This is a genomic window from Mycolicibacterium septicum DSM 44393, assembly GCF_000455325.1.
GTDB lineage: Bacteria > Actinomycetota > Actinomycetes > Mycobacteriales > Mycobacteriaceae > Mycobacterium > Mycobacterium septicum.
The window spans coordinates 693,027-713,585 of sequence record NZ_HG322951.1 but is presented as its reverse complement, the minus strand read 5'-3'; the positions used below and the strand labels follow the sequence as shown (position 1 = coordinate 713,585).

The 20,559-nt window shown below is 65.0% G+C and carries 22 protein-coding genes; 13 read left to right on the top strand and 9 right to left on the bottom strand.

Features of this window, described 5'->3' with window-relative positions; translation table 11 throughout:
- Window positions 1-8: 8 nt before the first annotated feature.
- Window positions 9-605 (bottom strand): hypothetical protein, encoded by a 597-nt coding sequence (locus TX88_RS03405; RefSeq protein WP_084621773.1) that lies wholly within the window; start codon window positions 603-605, stop codon window positions 9-11.
- A 189-nt stretch (window positions 606-794) separates the two neighbouring features.
- Between TX88_RS03405 and TX88_RS03400 the strand changes: the two genes are divergently transcribed.
- The gene (locus tag TX88_RS03400) at window positions 795-1,241 is read left to right on the top strand and encodes a MarR family winged helix-turn-helix transcriptional regulator (protein WP_044514665.1); all 447 of its coding nucleotides are present in this window, start codon (window positions 795-797) and stop codon (window positions 1,239-1,241) included.
- A 7-nt stretch (window positions 1,242-1,248) separates the two neighbouring features.
- Here the strand turns inward: TX88_RS03400 and TX88_RS03395 are convergent, their stop codons facing one another.
- Window positions 1,249-2,409 carry a spirocyclase AveC family protein gene (locus TX88_RS03395; protein WP_044514664.1) on the bottom strand — a complete coding sequence of 387 codons (1,161 nt, stop codon included), beginning with the start codon at window positions 2,407-2,409 and terminating at the stop codon, window positions 1,249-1,251.
- Window positions 2,410-2,577: 168 nt separating this feature from the next.
- Between TX88_RS03395 and TX88_RS03390 the strand changes: the two genes are divergently transcribed.
- On the top strand, window positions 2,578-3,180 hold the full coding sequence (locus TX88_RS03390) for a TetR/AcrR family transcriptional regulator (RefSeq protein ID WP_044514662.1): 603 nt from the start codon (window positions 2,578-2,580) through the stop codon (window positions 3,178-3,180).
- A 7-nt stretch (window positions 3,181-3,187) separates the two neighbouring features.
- On the opposite strand, the gene TX88_RS03385 is transcribed toward TX88_RS03390, so the two are convergent.
- Entirely contained in the window at window positions 3,188-4,330 is a 1,143-nt protein-coding gene (locus TX88_RS03385; RefSeq protein WP_044519046.1) for an amidohydrolase family protein, read from the bottom strand.
- Between the two features lie 13 nt (window positions 4,331-4,343).
- Window positions 4,344-5,804 carry an aldehyde dehydrogenase gene (locus TX88_RS03380; protein WP_084621772.1) on the bottom strand — a complete coding sequence of 487 codons (1,461 nt, stop codon included), beginning with the start codon at window positions 5,802-5,804 and terminating at the stop codon, window positions 4,344-4,346.
- Between the two features lie 141 nt (window positions 5,805-5,945).
- Between TX88_RS03380 and TX88_RS03375 the strand changes: the two genes are divergently transcribed.
- Genes TX88_RS03375 through TX88_RS03360 form a run of 4 tightly spaced genes read left to right on the top strand, consistent with a single transcriptional unit; the run spans window position 5,946 to window position 9,305 of the window.
- Window positions 5,946-7,211 (top strand): aromatic ring-hydroxylating oxygenase subunit alpha, encoded by a 1,266-nt coding sequence (locus TX88_RS03375; RefSeq protein WP_044514661.1) that lies wholly within the window; start codon window positions 5,946-5,948, stop codon window positions 7,209-7,211.
- 4 nt (window positions 7,212-7,215) lie between these two features.
- Window positions 7,216-7,545, top strand: a complete 330-nt coding sequence (locus TX88_RS03370; RefSeq protein ID WP_044514659.1) for a hypothetical protein — start codon at window positions 7,216-7,218, stop codon at window positions 7,543-7,545.
- Window positions 7,542-8,819, top strand: a complete 1,278-nt coding sequence (locus TX88_RS03365; RefSeq protein WP_044514658.1) for a metal-dependent hydrolase family protein — start codon at window positions 7,542-7,544, stop codon at window positions 8,817-8,819. Before TX88_RS03370 ends, TX88_RS03365 begins: the two co-directional genes overlap by 4 nt.
- A gap of 33 nt (window positions 8,820-8,852) precedes the next feature.
- On the top strand, window positions 8,853-9,305 hold the full coding sequence (locus tag TX88_RS03360; protein ID WP_044514656.1) for a MarR family winged helix-turn-helix transcriptional regulator: 453 nt from the start codon (window positions 8,853-8,855) through the stop codon (window positions 9,303-9,305).
- Between the two features lie 28 nt (window positions 9,306-9,333).
- Here the strand turns inward: TX88_RS03360 and TX88_RS03355 are convergent, their stop codons facing one another.
- Entirely contained in the window at window positions 9,334-10,431 is a 1,098-nt protein-coding gene (locus TX88_RS03355) for a fatty acid desaturase family protein (RefSeq protein ID WP_044514655.1), read from the bottom strand.
- Between the two features lie 233 nt (window positions 10,432-10,664).
- Between TX88_RS03355 and TX88_RS03350 the strand changes: the two genes are divergently transcribed.
- Genes TX88_RS03350 through TX88_RS03325 form a run of 6 tightly spaced genes read left to right on the top strand, consistent with a single transcriptional unit; the run spans window position 10,665 to window position 15,349 of the window.
- On the top strand, window positions 10,665-11,729 hold the full coding sequence (locus TX88_RS03350; protein ID WP_044514653.1) for a ferredoxin--NADP reductase: 1,065 nt from the start codon (window positions 10,665-10,667) through the stop codon (window positions 11,727-11,729).
- Window positions 11,726-12,469 carry an SDR family NAD(P)-dependent oxidoreductase gene (locus TX88_RS03345; protein WP_044514652.1) on the top strand — a complete coding sequence of 248 codons (744 nt, stop codon included), beginning with the start codon at window positions 11,726-11,728 and terminating at the stop codon, window positions 12,467-12,469. Before TX88_RS03350 ends, TX88_RS03345 begins: the two co-directional genes overlap by 4 nt.
- A 54-nt stretch (window positions 12,470-12,523) precedes the next feature.
- Window positions 12,524-13,792, top strand: a complete 1,269-nt coding sequence (locus TX88_RS03340) for an aromatic ring-hydroxylating oxygenase subunit alpha (RefSeq protein ID WP_044514650.1) — start codon at window positions 12,524-12,526, stop codon at window positions 13,790-13,792.
- Between the two features lie 2 nt (window positions 13,793-13,794).
- The gene (locus TX88_RS03335; RefSeq protein WP_044514649.1) at window positions 13,795-14,139 is read left to right on the top strand and encodes a hypothetical protein; all 345 of its coding nucleotides are present in this window, start codon (window positions 13,795-13,797) and stop codon (window positions 14,137-14,139) included.
- 42 nt (window positions 14,140-14,181) lie between these two features.
- A complete protein-coding gene (locus tag TX88_RS03330) occupies window positions 14,182-15,027 on the top strand; it encodes a TauD/TfdA dioxygenase family protein (RefSeq protein WP_044514648.1) in 846 nt (281 codons plus the stop codon).
- Window positions 15,028-15,037: 10 nt separating this feature from the next.
- Window positions 15,038-15,349: a hypothetical protein gene (locus TX88_RS03325; RefSeq protein WP_044514646.1), complete on the top strand. Its 312-nt coding sequence runs from the start codon at window positions 15,038-15,040 to the stop codon at window positions 15,347-15,349.
- 24 nt (window positions 15,350-15,373) lie between these two features.
- Here the strand turns inward: TX88_RS03325 and TX88_RS03320 are convergent, their stop codons facing one another.
- Together TX88_RS03320 and TX88_RS03315 are read right to left on the bottom strand one after the other, a co-directional pair.
- Entirely contained in the window at window positions 15,374-16,297 is a 924-nt protein-coding gene (locus TX88_RS03320; protein ID WP_209446947.1) for an NADP-dependent oxidoreductase, read from the bottom strand.
- Between the two features lie 21 nt (window positions 16,298-16,318).
- Window positions 16,319-16,732, bottom strand: coding sequence for a cupin domain-containing protein (locus TX88_RS03315; RefSeq protein ID WP_044514645.1), 414 nt, complete (start codon window positions 16,730-16,732; stop codon window positions 16,319-16,321).
- Window positions 16,733-16,840: 108 nt separating this feature from the next.
- Between TX88_RS03315 and TX88_RS03310 the strand changes: the two genes are divergently transcribed.
- On the top strand, window positions 16,841-17,749 hold the full coding sequence (locus tag TX88_RS03310) for a LysR family transcriptional regulator (RefSeq protein WP_044514643.1): 909 nt from the start codon (window positions 16,841-16,843) through the stop codon (window positions 17,747-17,749).
- Window positions 17,750-17,830: 81 nt separating this feature from the next.
- Here TX88_RS03310 and TX88_RS03305 read toward each other — a convergent pair whose 3' ends face one another.
- Both TX88_RS03305 and TX88_RS03300 read right to left on the bottom strand, forming a co-directional pair.
- Window positions 17,831-19,249: a WS/DGAT/MGAT family O-acyltransferase gene (locus TX88_RS03305; protein WP_044514641.1), complete on the bottom strand. Its 1,419-nt coding sequence runs from the start codon at window positions 19,247-19,249 to the stop codon at window positions 17,831-17,833.
- A 26-nt stretch (window positions 19,250-19,275) separates the two neighbouring features.
- Window positions 19,276-20,499: an alpha/beta hydrolase gene (locus TX88_RS03300; RefSeq protein ID WP_044514640.1), complete on the bottom strand. Its 1,224-nt coding sequence runs from the start codon at window positions 20,497-20,499 to the stop codon at window positions 19,276-19,278.
- Window positions 20,500-20,559: the final 60 nt, after the last annotated feature.

The following is a 20,559-nucleotide window of genomic DNA, read 5'->3' as shown; positions in this document are numbered from 1 at the left end:
ACGAGAATCTAGTTGGCCAGCACTCCGTGCAGGGCCTTCTTCGCGTCGGTGATGGCCGCGAGCAGATTCGTCCGCACCTCACCGAGCTTGGCCTTCTGTTCGTCCGTGCCCGTGAACGCGATGGTGCGGGCCAGACCGGCGACCTCGTGCAGGCCGGTGCGAATCTTGATGACGTCCGCGAACTTGCCCACCTTGCCGAACAACGCGTGCGCGGTCTCGCTGGTGACACCGCGCCAGGCAAGCAGCTGGGTGCCGAAATCGGTCAGCGTGGCGACACCGTCGGAGACGGTGACCACACCGCGGCCGGCCAGTGCCGCGATGGCCAATTCGACGATGTCCTGCGGCGGGGTGAAGGCGCCGCCGGTGGCCTCGGTGGTGCGCTCGACGATCTGTTCAGCTGTGGCCGGCCCGTCGAGCAACAGTGCCGCGGTGCCGACGGCGGCACGCTTGAGCGCGAAGCCCGGCCCGAAGCCCTTACCGAACCCGGGGCCGGCGAAACCGCCACCGAACGCGCCAGGACCGAAACCGCCCTGCCCCTCTGGGCTGCAGTTGCCGCCGTCGAATCCCGCCGGACCGAAACCGCCGCCAAATCCTCCAAAACCCATGTCACACATCCTTTTTCCAGATTTCAACCGGACCGCGGAACTGCGGCCCGACAGGTGTATCAAGTTCCTTGATACGCCTCGATCGGGACCAATTCAATGAGATCTGGCTGAGAACTGGTTGAGCTGTGGGCGAAACTGTGCGGCCGATGTGGATCGTCGATGCGGGCGGCGCATGTGAGGATGCCAGCTATGAATGCCCCCGACAGCGAGCCGCTGGGATACCTGCTGCACCGGGTGGCTGCGACGTTGCGCCCCGAGCTGGTCGGTGTGCTCACCCCGCTCGGACTCGGACTGCCGGAGTTCGTCTGCCTGCGGATCATCTCGCTGAATCCCGGGCTTACCAGCGCTGGACTGGCCCGGCTCACCAACGTCAGTGCGCAGGCGACCAACCAGCTGCTGCACCGCCTGGAAGCCGCGGGCGCCGTGCGCCGCCCCGATGCCGCGGCGGCGGGAAAGGCGCTGCCCGCCGAACTCACCGCCACCGGCCGCACGTTGCTCGCCCGTGCCGAGGACGCCGTCCACGTCGCCGATCAGCGGGTGCTCGACCGCCTGACGCCCACCGAACAACGTCAACTCAAAGCGTTGTTGCGCAAAGCCGGGCAGGGCGACACCTCGTGTGGGCCGGTCGACTCCTGACTCGGCATCAGTTCCCCGGCATCAGCGGCACGACCGTCGGCAGCTGCGCACCCTCCGGTAGGACCAGCTGACCGTCGGTGTTGATGAAGCCGGACCGTTTGGTGGGCATCGGCAGTACCGGGTCGGGACAGGGAGTGTCGGTGCCATCACCACAGATGCCTCCGGTGAGATAGGACCGCTTCATGTGGTCCTCGGGCCAGGGGTCCGAGTGCATGCCGATCCACTGCGCAGGCAGGTTGTAGAAGAAGAAGAAACAGGCGCTGACCCCGGCAAAGACCGCCAGGAAACGGATGAACTGCTGCTTCGCGAAACCGCCTCGCACACGGTCGATTCCACGTTCGACGACGGTGCGGCCGCGATCATCGGTGAAGAAGCGCAAACAGCACAGGGCCGCCTGGACACCGCCCCACATCAGCCCCTCATAAATCGGCCACTGATAGTAGGTGCCGGCGTTGAATGACACCGACCGGATCGCGCCCGGGTAGGTGTAGAACCCGATCGGCAGCATGACCAGGGCTTCCATCACGAAATCGAAGACGAAGGCCATCGCGTAGGTCAGTAATATCAACCGCAGGTTGGTGATGCTCGGCCAGCGGTTCTTGATCTTGCGCATGGCCCAACAACCGGCGATTGTGATCAGCAGGACGCCGTAGGCGTAACCCGGCACATTCGTCAGCAGTGGTTCGGCGACCTGGCGGCCGGGCTCCTCGGGTGAGACCCATCCCGGAATGTTCGAGGACCACGAACCCCGGTTGAACAACCAGGTGTTGTACGTGCACCAGGTGTTGAAGTAGTTCAGCAGGGGATCCTGGAAGAACATCAGGCCCATCGACACAAATAGCATGCCGTCCAACGTGATTCGACGTTCGCGACGCCATGGCCTGATGAAGAACCACCAGATGGCGAATGGCAGACCGACCCAGAGCACAACCGCATTCGCGATCAGGGGGATCTTCATATAAAGCGGCGGCTCGTTGACGCCGCCGGGCACGCGTTCGAAATAGGGTCCGGTGATCCAGCTGATCCACACATACAGCTGAAGTGCCAGCAATGCCCCACCGGCTACGGCCCATATCTGGACCGGTTTGACTGTCCGCTGTACCCCTACATCGATTGACGCCGCGCCGCCGCGCGGCTCGGTCTTGCTCCCGCTGGACAGGTCGCCCACGACACTGCCTCCTTCTTGGTTGCCGTATCAGCGCGCATGAATCGAACAGTGCACCCGAATCGCGAAATGGCCCCAGCGACAAGGGATCGTCATGCGTTCGCAGCAGAATATACCGAGTGGTATCTCAAATACCTAGAGGTTTTTTAGTTCTGTGGCAGAATCTCACGCATGGTCGAGCGGTGGACGCGGGAGCGGCGCCTGGAGCGCACCCGCTCACTACTCCTGGACGCTGCGGAAGCCGTTTTTGCCGAAAAAGGATTCACCGCAGCGTCTCTGGATGACATCGCCCACGCTGCCGGCTACACCAAGGGCGCCATCTACAACCACTTCTCCACCAAGGAAGACCTCTTCCTGGCAGTCAGCGACAGGTACTGGCGCCGGTATTTCGACAACTTCGCGGAGGTGATGTCCTCCGCGAAGGAGGTCGGGGCGGCAGAACTCGACGAGATCGCCGAGCGATGGCGCGAGCTGAGCCGCGACCGCGGCGCCGAGCATGCCGCGTTAGGCCACGAATTCACCCTCTACCTGCGTCGCAACCCGGAGGCTCGGGACCGGGTCGCAGCGAAGCGCGCCGAAGTCGTCGAGTCGCTCAGCGCCTTCATCGCCGCAGGTATGAAACGACTTGGCGCAACGCTGCGGATTCCGGCGTCGACGTTCGCCCAGGTGCTCATCGCCACCAGCGAGGGTGTGGTGCTGGGCAGTGAACTCGACGATGTCGACCTCTACCGGCCCATGGTGGAAATGTACGTGTCGGCCATCAAGCTGCCGTAAGGGCGACTCAGAACACCCGCACCTGACCCTCGAGCACCGGAACCGTCTCGGGCAGCTTGTAGGTCTCGATGCCGTTGCGGAACATGACGTTTTCCCTGGCGTGCTCGGGCAGGTGTTTGACCAGCCAGCGCGGGTCGTCGAACGTCCAGTGCGGGTAGTCGCTGGAGAACAGCAGGATCTTGTCGCACTCCATCCATTCGAAGGCCCGCGACAGTTCGGTCTTGTCCTCGGGGTAGTCCAACGGCTGGGTGGTGAACTTGATGTGGTCCTTGACGTACTCGGACGGCTTGCGCTTGATGTCCATCCAGGACTTGCGTGCCTCATAGATGGCGTCCATGCGCCACATCAGCGGCAGGATCCAGGTGAACGCGTGCTCGACGAACACGATGCGCAGCGTCGGGAACCGGTCGAACACGCCGTCGAAGATCAGGCTCATCACCTGGTTGGCCGCCAACAGTGAGTACGTGACCATGAAGTCGTGGTTGTAGCTGGGCAGCCCCACCGGCGGGAGCGGAAGTTCCTCGTACTCGCCGCGGGACAGGTGGCAGCTCACGGGAATGTCATGTTTGGTGGCCGCCGCCCAGATCGGGTCGTATTTGGGGTCACCCCACGACGGACGCGGCTCGGCCTTGATCAGGATCTGCGCCATGTACGGGTGGCCGGCCCACCGTTCGATCTCCTGCGCCCCCAGCTCGGGCGCTTCGACCGCCAGGCAGATGGATCCACGCCAGCGCTCGTGCCAGTTGTTGTGACTGTCCAGCCAGTGGTTGGCCTGCCAGTCGTTGAGCGCGCAGTTCATCACATGATTGGCCTCGGGAATGTGGGCCGAGTACGCCGCGGGTTCCAGAATCGCGATATCCGCCCCGGCCTCCATGATCAGCTGCCGGAAGGCGAGATCGGGGTTGCTGCCGGCGAATTCGCCGTCGGACGGGAAGGCATCCGTCCGCATCGCGTAGGCATGCGCGTAATCGGGGGCGTCGTAGTAGATGAGGTCGCCGACATCGTGGGTGTTGAAATACCTGGACCGCCACGGCTCGGGGATGTACTGGCCGAGCTCTCCCCGGCGGGGAACGGGATGCACATCGGAGTCGACACATCGCACGGCGATGCGTTCGGCGGCCGGAATCCTGGGTGAGGTGGTTGTGGTCATCATTCCCTCTCGATCACCGGGTGGCCGCGACGGCGATGGACTTGGTCTCGAGATAGCCGTCGAGGCCTTCACGGCCGAGTTCCCGGCCGTAGCCACTGTCCTTGACGCCGCCGAACGGTGCGAACGGATCCATCGTGTACCCCTGGTTTACCCCGAAAGTGCCGGTTTGTACACGTTCGGCGATCTTGATGCCGCGGTCGGTGTCCGCCGTCCACACCGAGCCGGCCAGGCCATAGTCGGAGTCGTTGGCGATCGCGACCGCTTCGTCCTCGTCGCGGTACCCGATCACGGTGAGTACAGGACCGAAGATCTCCTCGCGGGCGATGCGCATCGAGTTGTCAGCCCCGGCGAACAGAGTGGGCCGGACGTACCAGCCCGTGTCGACGCCATCGGGCAGGTCGGCCCCTCCGCAGACCATCCGGGCTCCCTCTTGCCGTCCGAGGTCGATGTAGTCGCGTACACGCTGCTGCTGCCGTCGGGACACGAGTGGACCCAGGTCGGTGGCCGCGTCGGCGGGATCGCCGACGACGAGTGCGTTCATCCGGTCGGCCAGGGCGTCGACGAACTCCTGCTCCCGGGACGCCGGTACGACGATGCGGGTCAAGGCATTGCAGATCTGGCCACTGTTGGACAGGCTGGCCGACCGCACCCCGGCCGCGACGGTCGCCGGGTCGGCGTCATCGAGGATGATGGCCGCCGACTTGCCGCCGAGCTCGAGACTTACCTTGGTCAAGTTGGCTGCGGCAGCCGCCGCGACGGCGCGGCCCGCGGCACTCGAACCCGTAAACGAGACCTTGTCGACGCCCGCGTGGCCGACCAGGTGGGCACCGACGGTGGCGTCCCCCTGGATGACGGAGACGACGCCGTCGGGCAGGCCGATCTCCTTGATCATGTCGCTCAAAAGCAGTGCATCCAGGGGAGATTCGGGCGCGGGCTTGAGCACCACCGCGCAGCCGGCGAGCAGCGCGGGCACGAGCTTGGTGACGATCAGGAACTGCGGCATGTTCCACGGAACGACGGCTGCGACGACACCCACCTGCTGCTTCACGACGCGAACGTCCGACCCGAAGAAACCCGAGCGGACCTCCCGCCAGGGATAGGTCTCGGCGAGGTCGCAGAACGCGGACATCATCATCGCCGGCAGCCCGACCTGCGCGCGTTGGGCGAAAGTGATCGGCGCACCCATCTCGGCCGAGATGAGTTGGGCCATCTCGCCGCGTCGTCCGGCGTAGACCTCGGCGAGGCGTCGCACCGCCGCGATGCGTTCCGCCGGGTCCAGCCGTGGCCACGGCCCGTGGTCGATGGCCGCACGAGCGGCCGCGACGGCAGCGTCCACCTCGGCCGGTCCGGCCGCCACCACACGAGCGATGGGTTGCCCGGTGTGCGGGGAGATGACCTCGATCGTGTCGCCGGGGTCGCCGTCGAGCGACCAGTCGGCCTCGACCCCCAGGTACTCCCCAAGATGCTGATCCATCGGACCCTCCCGCCTCAGTCGAATTCAGAGTATCAACTACTTGTCATTGATGAAACGGCCGTCTACCGTCGAGTTTGAGCTGCCGGCACCAACAGCCACGGGTCGGCATCGTCGGTCGAATCACATCTGACAGGAGCGAGCATGGCTCGGTTTCCCAAACCGGCTGAAGGCAGCTGGACTCAGCACTACCCGGAACTCGGCACCGGCCCGGTGTCGTATGAAGACTCGATCAGCCCGGAGATCTACGAACTCGAGCGCAAGGCGATCTTCAAACGCGCCTGGCTGAATGTCGGACGGGTCGAACAGCTTTCACGCAAGGGGAGCTACTTCACCCGGGAGATGAAGGCCGCCAACACCTCGATCATCGTGGTCCGCGGCAAGTCCGGAGAGGTCAAGGCCTTCCACAACGTCTGCCGCCACCGGGGTAACAAGCTGGTGTGGGATGACATGCCGCTGGAGGAGACCAGCGGGGTGTGCCGGCAGTTCACCTGCAAGTACCACGCCTGGCGTTACGACCTGGACGGCGAGCTCACCTTCGTCCAGCAGGAGTCTGAGTTCTTCGACCTGGACAAGAGCCGTTACGGCCTGGTTCCCGTGCACTGCGAGGTGTGGGAAGGGTTCATCTTCGTCAACTTCGCCAAGGTCCCAGAGCAATCTCTGCGTGAATTCCTGGGCCCGATGATCACCGATCTGGAGGGCTACCCGTTCGACAAGATGACCTCGCGGTTCACCTATCGCTCTGAGGTGAAGGCGAATTGGAAGCTCTACATGGACGCCTTCCAGGAGTTCTACCACGCACCCATATTGCACGCGAACCAGTCCCCCACCGCCTACTCGAAGGCTGCCGCTGAATCAGGGTTCGAGGCACCGCACTACCGGATCGAAGGGCCGCACCGGTTGGTGAGCACATCCGGCGTGCGGGCCTGGGAGATGGCCGACGAGATGCGCAAGCCCATCGAAGACATCTGCCAGAGCGGACTTTTCGGACCATGGGAGGCCCCGGATCTCGGCGACATGCCGGTCGGTCTCAACCCGGCCAAATGCGATCCGTGGGGGTTGGACTCGTTCCAGTTGTTCCCCAACTTCGTCGTCTTGTTCTGGGGCCAGGGCTGGTATCTGACCTACCACTACTGGCCGACCTCGTTCAACACCCACACCTTCGAATGCACGTTGTACTTCCCGCAGCCGCGGACACCACGGGAGCGGTTGGGCCAGGAATTGGCCGCGGTTTCCTTCAAGGAGTACGGCCTGCAGGACGCCAACACCCTGGAAGCCACCCAGAGCTCGATCGAGACCCGGGTGGTCGACGAGTTCCTGCTCTGCGATCAGGAGATCCTGCTTCGGCACCTACACAAGGAGACCGCGGCATGGATCGACGACTACCAGCGCAAGGCCGCGGGGGTGTGAACCGATGAGCACCAAACTGCCGGCCGAATTCGCCGACCTCGAACAGTTTTCGGACTGGTGCCTGTCCAGTGAGCCGCAGCGCTACGGCAAGCGGTTGGACAGCACCATGGCCGAGATGCAGGCGTTCTACGACGCGATCACGCCGCGGGCCGAGGAAGCGATCAGCTTCTGCGACAAGTTCGGTCTCGACGACATGCCAGAGGACGTGCTCAACCTGATGCACCTGCTGTACTCGATGGTGACGGTCTCCTTTCCGGTGGAGTGCTGGAAACAGCCACGGGTGCCCGATTCCGGTGCGACATCGCTGGACTGCGTCGCCGAGCCGATTCCGTGAGCCGGACCGAAACCGGGGCTGACACCGCGACGACGGTCCTGCGTGCCGCCCGTTGGGTGGACGTCACCGGTGGCCAGGTCCGGTCCCCGGCGGTTGTGGTCATCGAGGGAAACCGGATCTCCTCGGTCAATCCCGAAGGACCGCTACCTGATTCGGCCACCGTCATCGATCTGGGCGACGTCACACTGCTGCCCGGGTTGATGGACATGGAACTCAACCTGCTGATCGGCGGACCGGGCAACCCCGGCGGGCTGCCGACCCCGATGCACGGCGTGCAGGATGACCCGGCCTATCGGACGCTGCGTGGCGCGGTCAACGCCCGCACCACGCTCGATGCCGGGTTCACCACGGTCCGGAACCTGGGCCTGATGGTCAAGACCGGCGGTTACCTGCTCGACGTGGCCCTTCAGCGTGCCATCGACCAGGGTTGGCATCAGGGCCCGCGCATCTATCCGGCCGGCCACGCCGTCACCCCCTACGGTGGACACCTCGATCCCACGGTGTTCCAGCGGTTGGCGCCGGGGATCATGCCGCTGTCGGTCGCCGAGGGCATCGCCAACGGGGTGCCGGACGTCATCGCGTGTGTGCGCTACCAGATCCGCCACGGCGCCAAGCTGATCAAGGTGTCGGCCTCCGGTGGGGTGATGTCGCACAGCACGGCGCCGGGCGCCCAGCAGTACTCCGATGCCGAGTTCGCCGCGATCGCCGACGAGGCGCACCGCGCCGGTGTCAAGGTCGCCGCCCATGCCGTCGGGGATACCGCCATCCAGGCTTGTATCCGGGCCGGTATCGACTGCATCGAGCACGGATTCCTGGCCAGCGACGAGACGATCCAGATGATGGTCGACCATGGCACCTTCCTGGTGTCCACCACGTATCTGACCGATGCGATGGCCATCGACCGGATCGCGCCGGAGCTGCGCAAGAAGGCACTCGAAGTGTTTCCCCGGGCGAAATCCATGCTGCCCAAGGCCATTGCGGCCGGAGTCCGCATCGCCTGCGGCACCGACGCGCCCGCCGTCCCGCACGGCGAGAACGCCAGGGAATTGTGTGCACTCGTCGAACGCGGCATGACCCCGATGCAGGCGTTGCAGGCCGCGACGGTGGTGTCCGCGGAGTTGGTCGACGCCGCCGACGAACTGGGCCGGCTGGCCCCGGGCTACCTGGCCGACGTCATCGCCGTTGCGGGCGATCCCGGCGTGGACATCGCGACGACGCTCGATGTCCGGTTCGTGATGAAGGACGGAGTCATCTACAAGGAAGCGGTGCGCTAGCGTCGAGGTGAGGCGTGTGGCAGGAGAACGAGGATGGATCTGACCGAGAACACCCTGTGGTGGCTCAAACAGGCGTTCTATTTCTCGCTCACCGAGGTCAACGAGTCGGTCAAGGAGCACGGGGTCACCACTGCCCAGATCGGTGTCCTGCGCCAGTTGACCAACCAACCGGGCCTGTCCGGCGCCGAGTTGGCCCGTCGGCTGCTGATCACCCCGCAGGGCGTGCAACTCGCACTCACCGCGTTGGAGAAGCGGGGCCTGGTCGAACGCAAACAGGACCCCCAGCACGGGCGCATTCTGCAGGTCTTCCTCACCGATGAAGGCCGGGCGGTGGCCTCGGCCGTGGTCGCCGATGCCGTCGCGGCCCATGAGCGGGTGTTCGGCGTGCTCAGTGACGAGGAGCAGGAGCAGTTGAAGGCACTCCTCCGCCGCGTGATCGAGCAGGGTACGGGCCACACGCCGCACTCCGATCACATCGACCCATGAAATCTCCGTCTCCCGACGGGGCGATCGCCTATGTGCGGTGTCGCCGGACGATGTTCAGTAGCCAGTCGGGAAACGCCAACCCGTGGATGATCCGTTGTGTCCGGAAGTACTGGCGCGGAAGCGATGCCGTGTTGTAGGGCAGGTCGTACTTCTCGCACAGTTCCCGTACACGAACACTGATCTGCGGGAGGCGGTTGCTCGGCAGGTCGGGGAACAGGTGATGCTCGATCTGGTAGCACAGGTGACCGCCCGAGATCGCCAGCAGCGAGCTCGCGTTGAAGTTTGCGGTCCCCAGCATTTGCCGGAGGTACCACTCGCCTTTGGTCTCGTCCTTGACCACCGCCGGATCGAACGTCTCGGCGCCGTCGGGGATGTGTCCGCAGATGATGTTCACGTACACCCACAGGTTCCGGAGCACATTCGCGGTGATGTTGGCTGCCAGAGTCCGGCGCCACCGGCGCAGGCTCAGGGCGGGCAGGAACACATAGTCCTTGGCGAGCTGCCGAACGATCTTGTCGCGAAAGTTCCGCTTCTCCACGGCGAGGCCGTCTGGCGTCTCGTGCCGCAGACGCTCGGAGTGCAGGCCATGCAGGGCGATACCCCACTCGAACATCGCCGCCAGCACCAGGTTTCGCACCGGGGTCGCCAGATGGACCCAGCGCCACGGCTGGTCGGTGGTGACCCGATGCAGGCGGTAGCCGATGTCCTCGTCCATGCCGAGCACATTGCTGTAGACGTGGTGCCGGTAGTTGTGCGAGTACCGCCACTGCGCGGAATGCCCGACCATGTCCCACTCCCAGGTGTTGGAGTGGATTTCGGGGTCGTTCATCCAATCCCACTGACCATGGGAGATGTTGTGGCCGAGTTCCATGTTCTCGATGGACTTCGCATAGGCCAGCGCGCACGTTCCCACCAACCAGCCGGTCTTCGACCGACTGCCGGCGATCATCAGGCGCGCCGCGACATCGAGTGCTCGCTGAAAATGGATGACCCGACGGATGTAGGCCGCGTCGGCCGCTCCGAGCGACTCCTCGACGTCACGGCGGATGACCTCGAGTTCATAGGCGATCTCTTCGACATCCTCACTGCTGAGATGCAGATAGGCGGGAACATCGGCGATCGCCATCAAGGTGTCCTCGGAGTGTGTGCGGCAGGTAGAGCGGCACAATCACCGCGAGCGTCAGACCGCAGCCTAGAGCCTCAGACTTACCGACAGGTAATCGAGGTGCGCCGAACAGGCGAAATGGTGGTACTGACGTACAGCCTCAGCGCTCCTACCGTAGTTCGGCCTCGCCCCCACACTGCCGTTGATATCTAGCACTTGAGATTAATGACAAGTACTTGATATTGTTGGCCACGATGGAGACATCGACAACGCCACGCATGGAATCCGCCGACGTGATCGACGCCGACGGGTTCACCCCGCTGCGGGTCAAGCAGGTGATCCGGGAGACCCCCGACGCGGTGTCCCTGGTCCTCGACGTTCCCGAGCCGAGCAAGGACCGGTTCCGTTATCTGGCAGGGCAATTCGTCACTCTGCGGGTCGCGATCGACGACGCCGAACATCGCCGGTGCTACTCGATGTCGTCGTCACCGGCCGTCGATCCCGATCTGCGGATCACCGTCAAGCGTGATCGCGACGGCCTGGTCTCCAACTGGATCAACGACTCAGTGCGCGTCGGTGACGAACTGCACGTCGCGCCGCCCGAGGGGCGCTTCGTCCTCACCGCCACCGAGCACGACGTGGTCACCTTCGCCGGCGGCAGCGGTATCACCCCGGTGTTCTCCTTGGTGCATTCGGCACTGGCCGCCACCACCCGTAAGGCTCGGCTGTTCTACGCCAACCGCAATCTCGACTCGGTGATCTTCCGGGAGGCGTTGACCGACCTCACCGACACCCACACCAGGCGCCTTGAGGTGCACCACCATCTCGATGACCTCGACGGCGTCGTCTCGCCGCAACGCATCGCGGACTTCATCGGCAGTGCCGGCGGTCACGCCTCCACCGACTATTACGTCTGCGGACCCGCCCCGTTCATGGACACCGTCGAACGCGTCTTGCTCGACGCCGGGATCCCCAAAAAACAGGTGCATCTGGAGCGGTTCAGCGTCGCGGCGATCCCGCCTCCCGACCCGGCCGAACCAGCGGTCACCGAAGAGGTCACGATCGAACTCGGCCGCAGCACCGTCACCGCGCCCTACCGCGCCGGCAACACCTTGCTGCAGACCGCACGGCTGGCCGGGCTGAAGGCTCCGGCGTCCTGTGAAACCGGTTCGTGCGGAACATGTATGGCTCAAGTGGTCGAGGGCAGTGCATGCATGCTCAACAACGACGCCCTCGACGACGACGAGGTCGCCGAAGGCTGGGTAGTGACCTGCCAGGCACTCCCTACCAGCCGCACAGTGAAGGTGGTTTACGAATGAACAAGGTGGCCGTGGTGACCGGCGGGGCATCGGGCATGGGTGAAGCGACCTGCCACGAGTTGGGCCGCCGCGGCCATCAGGTCGCCGTGCTCGACGTGAATGCTGATGCGGCTCAACGTGTCACCGACGACCTGCGGTCGGCCGGCGTCACCGCCTTCGCCGTCGGTGCCGACATCACCGACCGCGCCGCGGTGGAAGAGGCCTTCGGCAAGGTCCGCAGCGAACTCGGACCGGTCGGCATCTTGGTGACCAGTGCGGGGATGTTCGGGTACGCCTCGTTCGCCGACATCACCGAGCAGTCCTGGGCGCAGATGCTCGAGGTGAACCTGAGCGGGACGTTCCGCTGCTGTCAGGTGGCCCTGCCGGACATGGTCGACGCCGGGTGGGGCCGCATCGTGATGATCTCCTCATCCAGCGCGCAGCGCGGTACACCGTTCGCGGCCCACTACGCCGCCTCCAAGGGTGCCCTGCTGACCCTGACGAAATCGTTGGCCCGCGAGTACGCCGCGCACGGCATCACGGTCAACAACATTCCGCCATCGGGTATCGAGACCCCGATGCAGCACCAGTCGCAAGCCGCAGGGTACCTGCCGCCCAATGAGACGATCGCCGCCAACATCCCGCTCGGCCGCCTGGGCACCGGAGCGGATATCGCTGCCGCCGTGGGGTTCCTGTGCTCCGAGGAGGCCGGCTTCATCACCGGGCAGACCCTCGGGGTGAACGGCGGCGCAGTGATGTAGCGGTGGCCAGACCCCGCAGCAGTCCCAAAATGTACCAGTCACACGGAGGTTCACATGGCAACCAAGTGGCCCAAGCCAGTTGAGGGATCCTGGACCGAGCACTACCCCGACCTGGGGACCGGACCGATCCCATTCCGGGACTCCATATCTCCGGAGTTTTACGCTCTCGAGCGGGAGGCCATCTTCAAGCGCGCCTGGCTCAACATCAGCCGGGTCGAGGAAACTCCCGGCGTCGGCAGTTACATCACCCGCCAGATCGAAGCCGCCGACGCCTCGCTACTCCTGGTGAAAGGCGACGACGGCGATATCCGCGCCTTCCACAACCTGTGCCGCAGACGCGGGCACACCGTGGTGCCGGCAGACTTCCGCGCTACCGAATTACGAAGCACCGGAACCGCATTCGAATGCCGGCACTGCGGATGGCGCTATGGCCTCGACGGAAAACTGATATCGCTGCCCGACGGGGACCGCTTCACCGGCCTGGACACCGGCGACTACGGACTGGTCGAAGTGCACTGCGATGTCTGGGCCGGCTTCGTGTTCGTCAACTTCGACCGCGAACCGCGCCAAAGCCTGCGCGAGTTCCTCGGACCCATGGTCACCGCACTCGACGACTATCCGTTCGGCAAACTCACCGAGCGATACGACTGGGTGGCGCACAACAACAGCAACTGGAAGATCTTCGCCGACGCCTTCCAGGAGTACTACCACGTGCCGTCGCTGCACACCCAGCAGATACCGCCGGAGGTACGGGACCCCAACGCCGGATTCACCTGCGGGCACTTTCAGCTCGACGGTCCGCACCGGCTCGTCTCGACGGCCGGGACCCGACGCTGGCTGCTGGCGCCGGAGTACATGTACCCCATCGAGCGGGCCACCGAGAGCGGCCTGGTGGGACCATGGCGGACCCCCGACATCGGTGAGTTGCCGATGCACGGACTCAACCCCGGCAACATCGAGCCGTGGGGCATCAGCAACTTTCAGATCTTCCCCAACCTGGAGATCCTGATCTACGGCGGCTGGTACCTGCTCTACCGCTACTGGCCGACCTCGCACAACACCCACCGGTTCGAGGCGTTCACCTACTTCCACCCGGCCCGCACGGTGCGGGAACGCATCGAGCACGAGGTGGCCTCCGTGGTGCTCAAAGAATTCGCCCTGCAGGACGCCGGCATGCTGGGCGGCACCCAGGCCGCGCTCGAGTACGACGTGATCGACGACTTCCCGCTCAACGATCAGGAGATCCTGGTGCGGCACCTCCACAAGATGTCGGTTGACTGGGTCGAGGCCTATCAGCGCGACCGCGCGCCGGCGGGAGCGTGAGCATGGCGCCCACGGACTCCCCGCGACTCCCCAGCGCCTTCGCCGAGCTGGAGCCCTACGCCGAAATCTGGTGTCTGCCAACGGAGACCGAACGGTGGGATCGTCGCCTGGCCAGCACCATGCCGGAGATGCACCAGTTCTACGACGCGTTCTTCCCGCGCGTCGAAGAGGCGATCGAGTACTGCGACAAGTTTTCGCTCGACGACATTCCCGACGATGCGCTCAACCTGCTGCACCTGATCTATTCGCTGATCATGGTCGCCATGGCGGTGGAGATCATGCACCAACCGGCCCCGACCGACTCCGCTGATGCCGTGATGATCCGCACCGGCGAACCACGGCCGTAACCGCCACCGAACGCAGCAACCGAACACCGAAAGGACGCACCGATGAGTGTGTTGACCATCAACAAGCTGACCACTTCGGTGGGCGCCGAGGTTGTCGGCGTCGACCCGGAACGCCTGGGCACCGACGACAGCCTGGGTGCCGCGGTACTGGACGCCCTCGAGGACAACGGGGTGCTGGTATTCCACGGCCTGCACCTGAATCCCGAAGCCCAGGTGGCGTTCTCGCAGCGGCTGGGTGAGATCGACCGCTCGGCCGACGGCCACCACCCGGTCTCGGGGATCTACCCGATCACCCTGGACAAGACGAAGAACAAGGCCGCCGAATACCTCAAGGCCACCTTCGACTGGCATATCGACGGCTGCACTCCGATGCACGACGAATGCCCGCAGAAGGCCACGGTGCTGTCGGCCCTGGAAGTTGCCGCGAGGGGAGGCGAGACCGAGTTCGCCAATACCTACGCGGCCTACGACTCGCTCGACGAGGCAGAGAAGGAACGCTACAGCACGCTACGGGTGGTCCATTCGCTGGAGGCCTCCCAGCGCCGTGTCTACCCGGACCCGACCGCCGATCAGCTGAGCCGTTGGCAGGCCCGGCCGACCCACGAGAACCCCCTGGTGTGGACGCACCGTAACGGCCGAAAGTCGTTGGTATTGGGTGCATCGGCGGACTACATCGTCGGCATGGATCGCGACGAAGGACGCGCCCTGCTCGCCGAACTCCTCGCCCACGCCACCACTGCAGACAAGGTGTACAGCCACAAGTGGTCGGTCGGCGACACCGTCATCTGGGACAACCAGGGTGTCCTCCACCGCGCCGCGCCCTACGAACCCAATTCACCGCGCCACATGCTGCGCACCACAGTGCTCGGCGACGAACCGATTCAATAGGAGTCCAACCATGACCAAGTCGCTGCTGTTTGTCGAGAGCAAGCCCGCCTCATCCAATCTGGTCGAGGATTACCACCGCTGGCACGACCGCACCCACATCCCAGAAATGCTGCGCGTCGAAGGTTTCGTATCAGCACGGCGCTGGCAGACCGACGGCGAGTCGTTCATCACGCTCTACGAGATCGACACCGACATCGAGACCGCCAAGTCGAACCTCAAGGCCGCGGTACAAGCCGGCCAGATGTCGAAACCCGTTGCTGTCGAGTTGAGCCCGCCGGCCGTGATGCGCTACCTCAGCCTGGTGAGTGAGACTTCGAACTAGCCACACCCACAGGGGCCCGCACCTCTAGGCACCTTCAACGACCCTGATGATCGTCTTGCCCGCGACGCGGTGCGCCGGGTCGAATGCCGACACCGCTTCCGCGAGCGGAATCACCGCGCCGGCGGGCGGCCGCAGTCGGCCCCTGCGCAGTTTGCGCTCCAGCACGGCGAGTTGCATCCGGTCGGGCTCGACGACGAAGAAGACCGCTCGAGCGTCCGCCGGCTGGACCCGCGGTGGTTCCGCGATGGTGACCAGGGTGCCGCCGGGCCGCACCAACTGCGCCGAGCGATCCAGGATCTCCCCGCCGAGGACATCGAAGACCACGTCGACCTGGCCGACGAGCTCGGGCCACCCCGGTTCGAGATCAACGAACACGTCGACACCCAGTTCGAGTGCGGCGTCCCGCTGCGCGGCTCGCCCGGTACCGATCACCCGGGCTCCGCGTGCGTGCGCCAACTGCGCCGCGATCGATCCGACAGCGCCGGCCACGCCGTGGATCAGCACGGTCTGCCCGGTCTCGAGGTGCCCGTGGTCGAACAAACCCTGCCAGGCCGTCAGGCCCGAGATCGGGAGTGCCGCCGCGACGGTGTGGTCGACATCGGCCGACAGTGGCGCCAGATTGCGCGCCTCGACCGCAACATATTCGGCGAGCGTGCCGTTACGAGCCCAGTCGGTGATGCCGAAAACCCGCTGACCTATCGTCAGACCCGTTGTGCCGTAGCCGAGTTCGACGACCGTTCCAGACACTTCGTGGCCCGGCACCGTCGGCGTCCTGTCACGGCCGGCGCGATCCGTCCATGTTCCCGGCCAGTCGAGCTCGCCGGGGGTGAACGCCGCCGCGTGCACCCGGACGATGACGTCGTTCTCGGCCGCGTGCGGATATGGCACCTCAGACAGCGACAGTCCGGCGAAACCCGCCGCGCGGTCGCTGGTGATTACTGCTTGCACGGTTGTCTCCTCGTTTCTCGGTCAATGACTCTTGGTTTGACGCGCGCTCGGGTGACGAAGATGGTCGCGGGCCACGATCTCGTCGGGATCCAGCATGGTGATCATGTCGACGCCCGGCGCACAGAGGCAGACCGCCAGGAACACGCTGCGGTCGTGTTGTTCCAGATTCGCGACCTGGTAGTGGACCACATCCCCGCCTGGCTCCCAAAAAGCCTCGCCCGCAACAATTTTCCTGGGCGCCTCACCCTCCAGCTCGAACAGGATCGAACCCTCCAGGACATAGCCGAAAACAGGTCCGGAGTGGCGATGCGGTTGCACCCCCTCGTCGGCGGGCGGGATCTCGACGATCTGGGTCATCGCATGTGCACCCTCGGGAATCCACGGTGGGGTGACGCACAGCAGATCGGTGACCGTGACATTGCCTGCAGCCAGCATTGTTCATTCCTTCGTTCGAACCTTCGCCCTTCCATCAGACCAACGCGGCTCTATCAAGTCCAACGAACAATGTTGATCATCTCTATCGCGAAACGCGATACTTTGAGGATGGAACTTCGCCAGCTTGAGTACTTCATCGCGGTCGCCAGTGAGATGAGCTTCTCCCGCGCCGCGAACCAGACGCACGTCGTCCAGTCGGCGCTGTCCACGGCGGTGGCGAAATTGGAGAAGGAACTCGGAGTGGAGCTGTTCGACCGCTCCAAACACCAGATCAGAATCACCCCCGCGGGAGAGTTGTTCCGTGAGCACGCCCGGCAAGTGGTCCAGACCGCGCGACTGGCCAAGGACGCGGTGAGCGCGTACCACGGGGAGCTGACGGGAACGGTCGATCTCGGATCACTGATCTCGTTCGGCACACTGGACGTACCGAAGGTGCTCGGCGACTTCCACCGCGACTATCCATTCGTCCGCATCAGGTTGCGGCAGAGCCAAATTGGTTCTCTGGCATACCTTTCGGCGATCGCCGACGGATCGCTCGACCTGGCCCTGATATCTGCCCCCGACCGGTTCCCCACCCGGGTCGAGATGCAGTTGCTGTGCCAGGAGCCGATGGTGTTCGTCTGCCGCAGCGATCATCCCCTTGCCCACCGCGACGCCGTCGAGGTCACCGAGCTCTGCGACGAGGACCTGATCGGCTTCCCGCCCGAATTCGGGCTCAGACGCCTCGTCGATGCCGCGTTCACCGCCGCAGGCGTTGCGCCGCGGGTGTCCCACGAGGTAGCCCTCGAGTATTCGATCGCCGGGCGCCTGGTCCGACACGGGCTGGGCACCATCATCATGCCGACCAGTGAAGCGGCCCACTATCCGGACCTGCGCGCCATCGAGATACGGCCGGCGATCGTGTGGGAGATCTACCTGGCATCGGCCGAGCAGTCGCGGCTCGGACCCGCCAGCGCCAAGCTGGCCGAGTTTCTCCTCGCCTCGGCCCAGCCTGTTGGTCGCGCGAAGTCAGACTGACTGCGAGGCCTCGCGAGCGACCGCAAATGTTCGCAGATTCACGGCGTGTTGCGTGCAGACACGGTCGCTCGCGGAGCGCGGCTACTGCGGCATCGCGGACTCCACGACCGTCAGTTTCTCTGAAAGCCCTGCCACCCTGCGGATCTCGCGGAATTCCTCGACCATGCCGTCGGTGACCTCGTGGGGATCGTCGACCGTGGCGTCGTCGGAGAGCACCGAGATGTTGAGCTGGTCCACATAGCTCCACACCGTGATGTTGAGCCCGCTGCCGGTGGTGATCGGACCGACCGAGTAGATCTCGGTGACGGTGGCCCCGCCGACCTTGCCGCGTTCCCGCGGCCCCGGCACGTTGGAGATGTTGAGGTTGAGCACCTTGTTCTGGCCATCCTTGTGGGACAACCATTTGAACGCCGCCTCGACCGGAGCCGGCGGCATGTATGCGGCCCAGCGCGCGATCAGTTCCGGACCGATGAGTTGGTGGCTTTCCTTGGCCAGCGCGGCGGCGTCGTGTGCGCGCTGCACCCGCTCGGCGGTGTCGGCGACGTCCACCGGCAAAGCCACCAGCACGCCGCTGAACCGGTTGCCCGAGATCCGGTCCGGCGAGAAGTCGAAGCTCATCGGCACCGAGGCAAGCAACGGATGGTCGGCCTTGCCGTCGTACTTGAGGGACAACTTGCGCAGCACCCCCGACGACATGGCCAACACCAGATCGTTGATGGTGACGCCAAGTGCCTTGCTGGTCTCCTTGACATCGGCCAATGCCAGTGTGGCCGTGGCGAACAGGCGCTTCTCGTCCAGGATGTGGTTCATGAAGCTGGGCGGCGGGGTGAAGGGGCGGGTCAGCTCCGGCGACAGCTTGCGGCTGCTGCGTCGCACCCGTCCGACCCCCTGGGTCGTGTAGCGCACGGTCCCGGGCAATCTGCCGAGCTGGCGCATGTGATCGGCAAACGCCGAGCGCACCAGCTCGGTGCTGCTCGGCGCGGGGTCGGGGACGTACGACTCGTCGTCACGCTGCGGGCCGTCGCGCAGGTCCATCCCCCTGGCCAGCAGATTCGCCGAGGCGACCCCGTCCGCCAGCGCGTGGTGGATCTTGCCGACCACGGCGATACGCCCATCGGCCAGGCCCTCGACGAAGTACATCTCCCACAACGGCCGGCTGCGGTCCAGCTGGGTGCTGCCGATGTCGCCGATGGCCTCGTCGAGTTCACGGCGTCCACCCGGTGCGCGGACCCGCCACGGCCGGACGTGGTACTCGAGGTCGACGTCGCAGTTCTCGCGCCACATCGGGTGGTGGAACTTGAAGGGGATGTCGACGAGCTGGTAGCGGAACGGGTCGAGCTTGTGCAGCCGTCCGCGGATCACCTCCCGGAACTCGTCGATCCCGAAAGTCCGGTCCCCCATGCCATCAAGAGCGATGACCGCGATCTTCAACGTGTGCATGTGCACGTTGGGTGTCTCTGTATAAAGCAGGAACGCGTCCCACCCACTCAACCGCTTCACGGTGTCCTCCCCAGGTGTGGAAACGTCTATATGACTGCTTTAGCCTCGTCCATCGCCCGGTTTCGGTGAATCTGGTTGAGGAACAACCCGATTGCGGTGGCCATCGCCCCGGTTCTGGCCCCGTCGGTCATGTCGAACGCGTGTCCGGCGCCGGGCAGCTCAATGTAGCTGACGACGGCTCGCGACACGGCCTTGAGCTTGTCGACGAAGCTGCGGGCCTGCGCCACCGGGATGACGCTGTCACCGGTGCCGTGGATGACCAGGAACGGCGGAGCGTCGGGATGGATCTGTGCGATCGGTGAAGCCTGCCGGTAGATCTCCGGATGGCGGTCGAGCTTGCGGCCCACCACGATTCGTTCCAGGAAGTCGACGAACCGGACCCGCTCCTCGGTGGAGCGGTCCTCCCAGTCGTACCGCCCGTAGATGCCGACCACGGCGTCGACGCTGGTGTCGGACCCCTCCGGCAGATCCCCCTGCAGATCCGGGTCGTTCGGGGTGAGCCCGGCCAGTGCGGCCAGGTGCCCGCCGGCCGAGCAGCCCGCGATGGCAACGAAGTTGCGGTCGCCGCCGAACTTGTCGACGTTGGCCCGGGCCCACGCGATCGCGGCCTTGACGTCGTCGATGTGCCGCGGCCATCGGTGATGCGGGGCCACCCGGTAGTCGATCGACAGACACACCCAGCCCTGCCGGGCCAGATGTGACAACAGCGCATAGCCCTGCAGGATCCGGCCGCCGTGCACCCAGGCACCGCCGGGCACGAACAGCAGCACCGGCGCCGGCTCGGCGGGCAGGTGCTTGGGCCGCCACACATCGAGCAGCTGGGACGGGTCGTCGCCGTAGCGCACCGAGGTTCGGTACACGTCGCGCCGATACTCCAGGGTGTGCCACAGCGGCGGCATGCTGTCCGGGGCCGGCCAGTCGATGGCCAGGTCAGCGGGCGAGACGACGCCGCGCAGTGCCTCCTGGGCGACCGCGTTGGTCTGCTCCCGCTCGGCATTGCGAAGTTGGCCGTTGTCCGGGGTGAACCAAGACTTCGCCGAGGAGGTGACGAAGTCGGGCAGGTGGCGGAACCCCCACACGCTCATCGCCGTGATGGCGCCGAGCGGTTCCAGGTGCTTACCCACCACCGGTAGCGAAGCCGACGCCACGCTAAGTGCCAGCATGTGGTCGGCGGGCTTGGCATGCAGCAACCATTTTGCTCGATCAGCGAGCGTCGGTGCGGGGTACCGGTTATCCGGTCGTGCCGTCATTGCGCGAGCGTACCCCGCTGGGGATTGACGGACGGGACAACTTCGCCGACTTGTTCACCT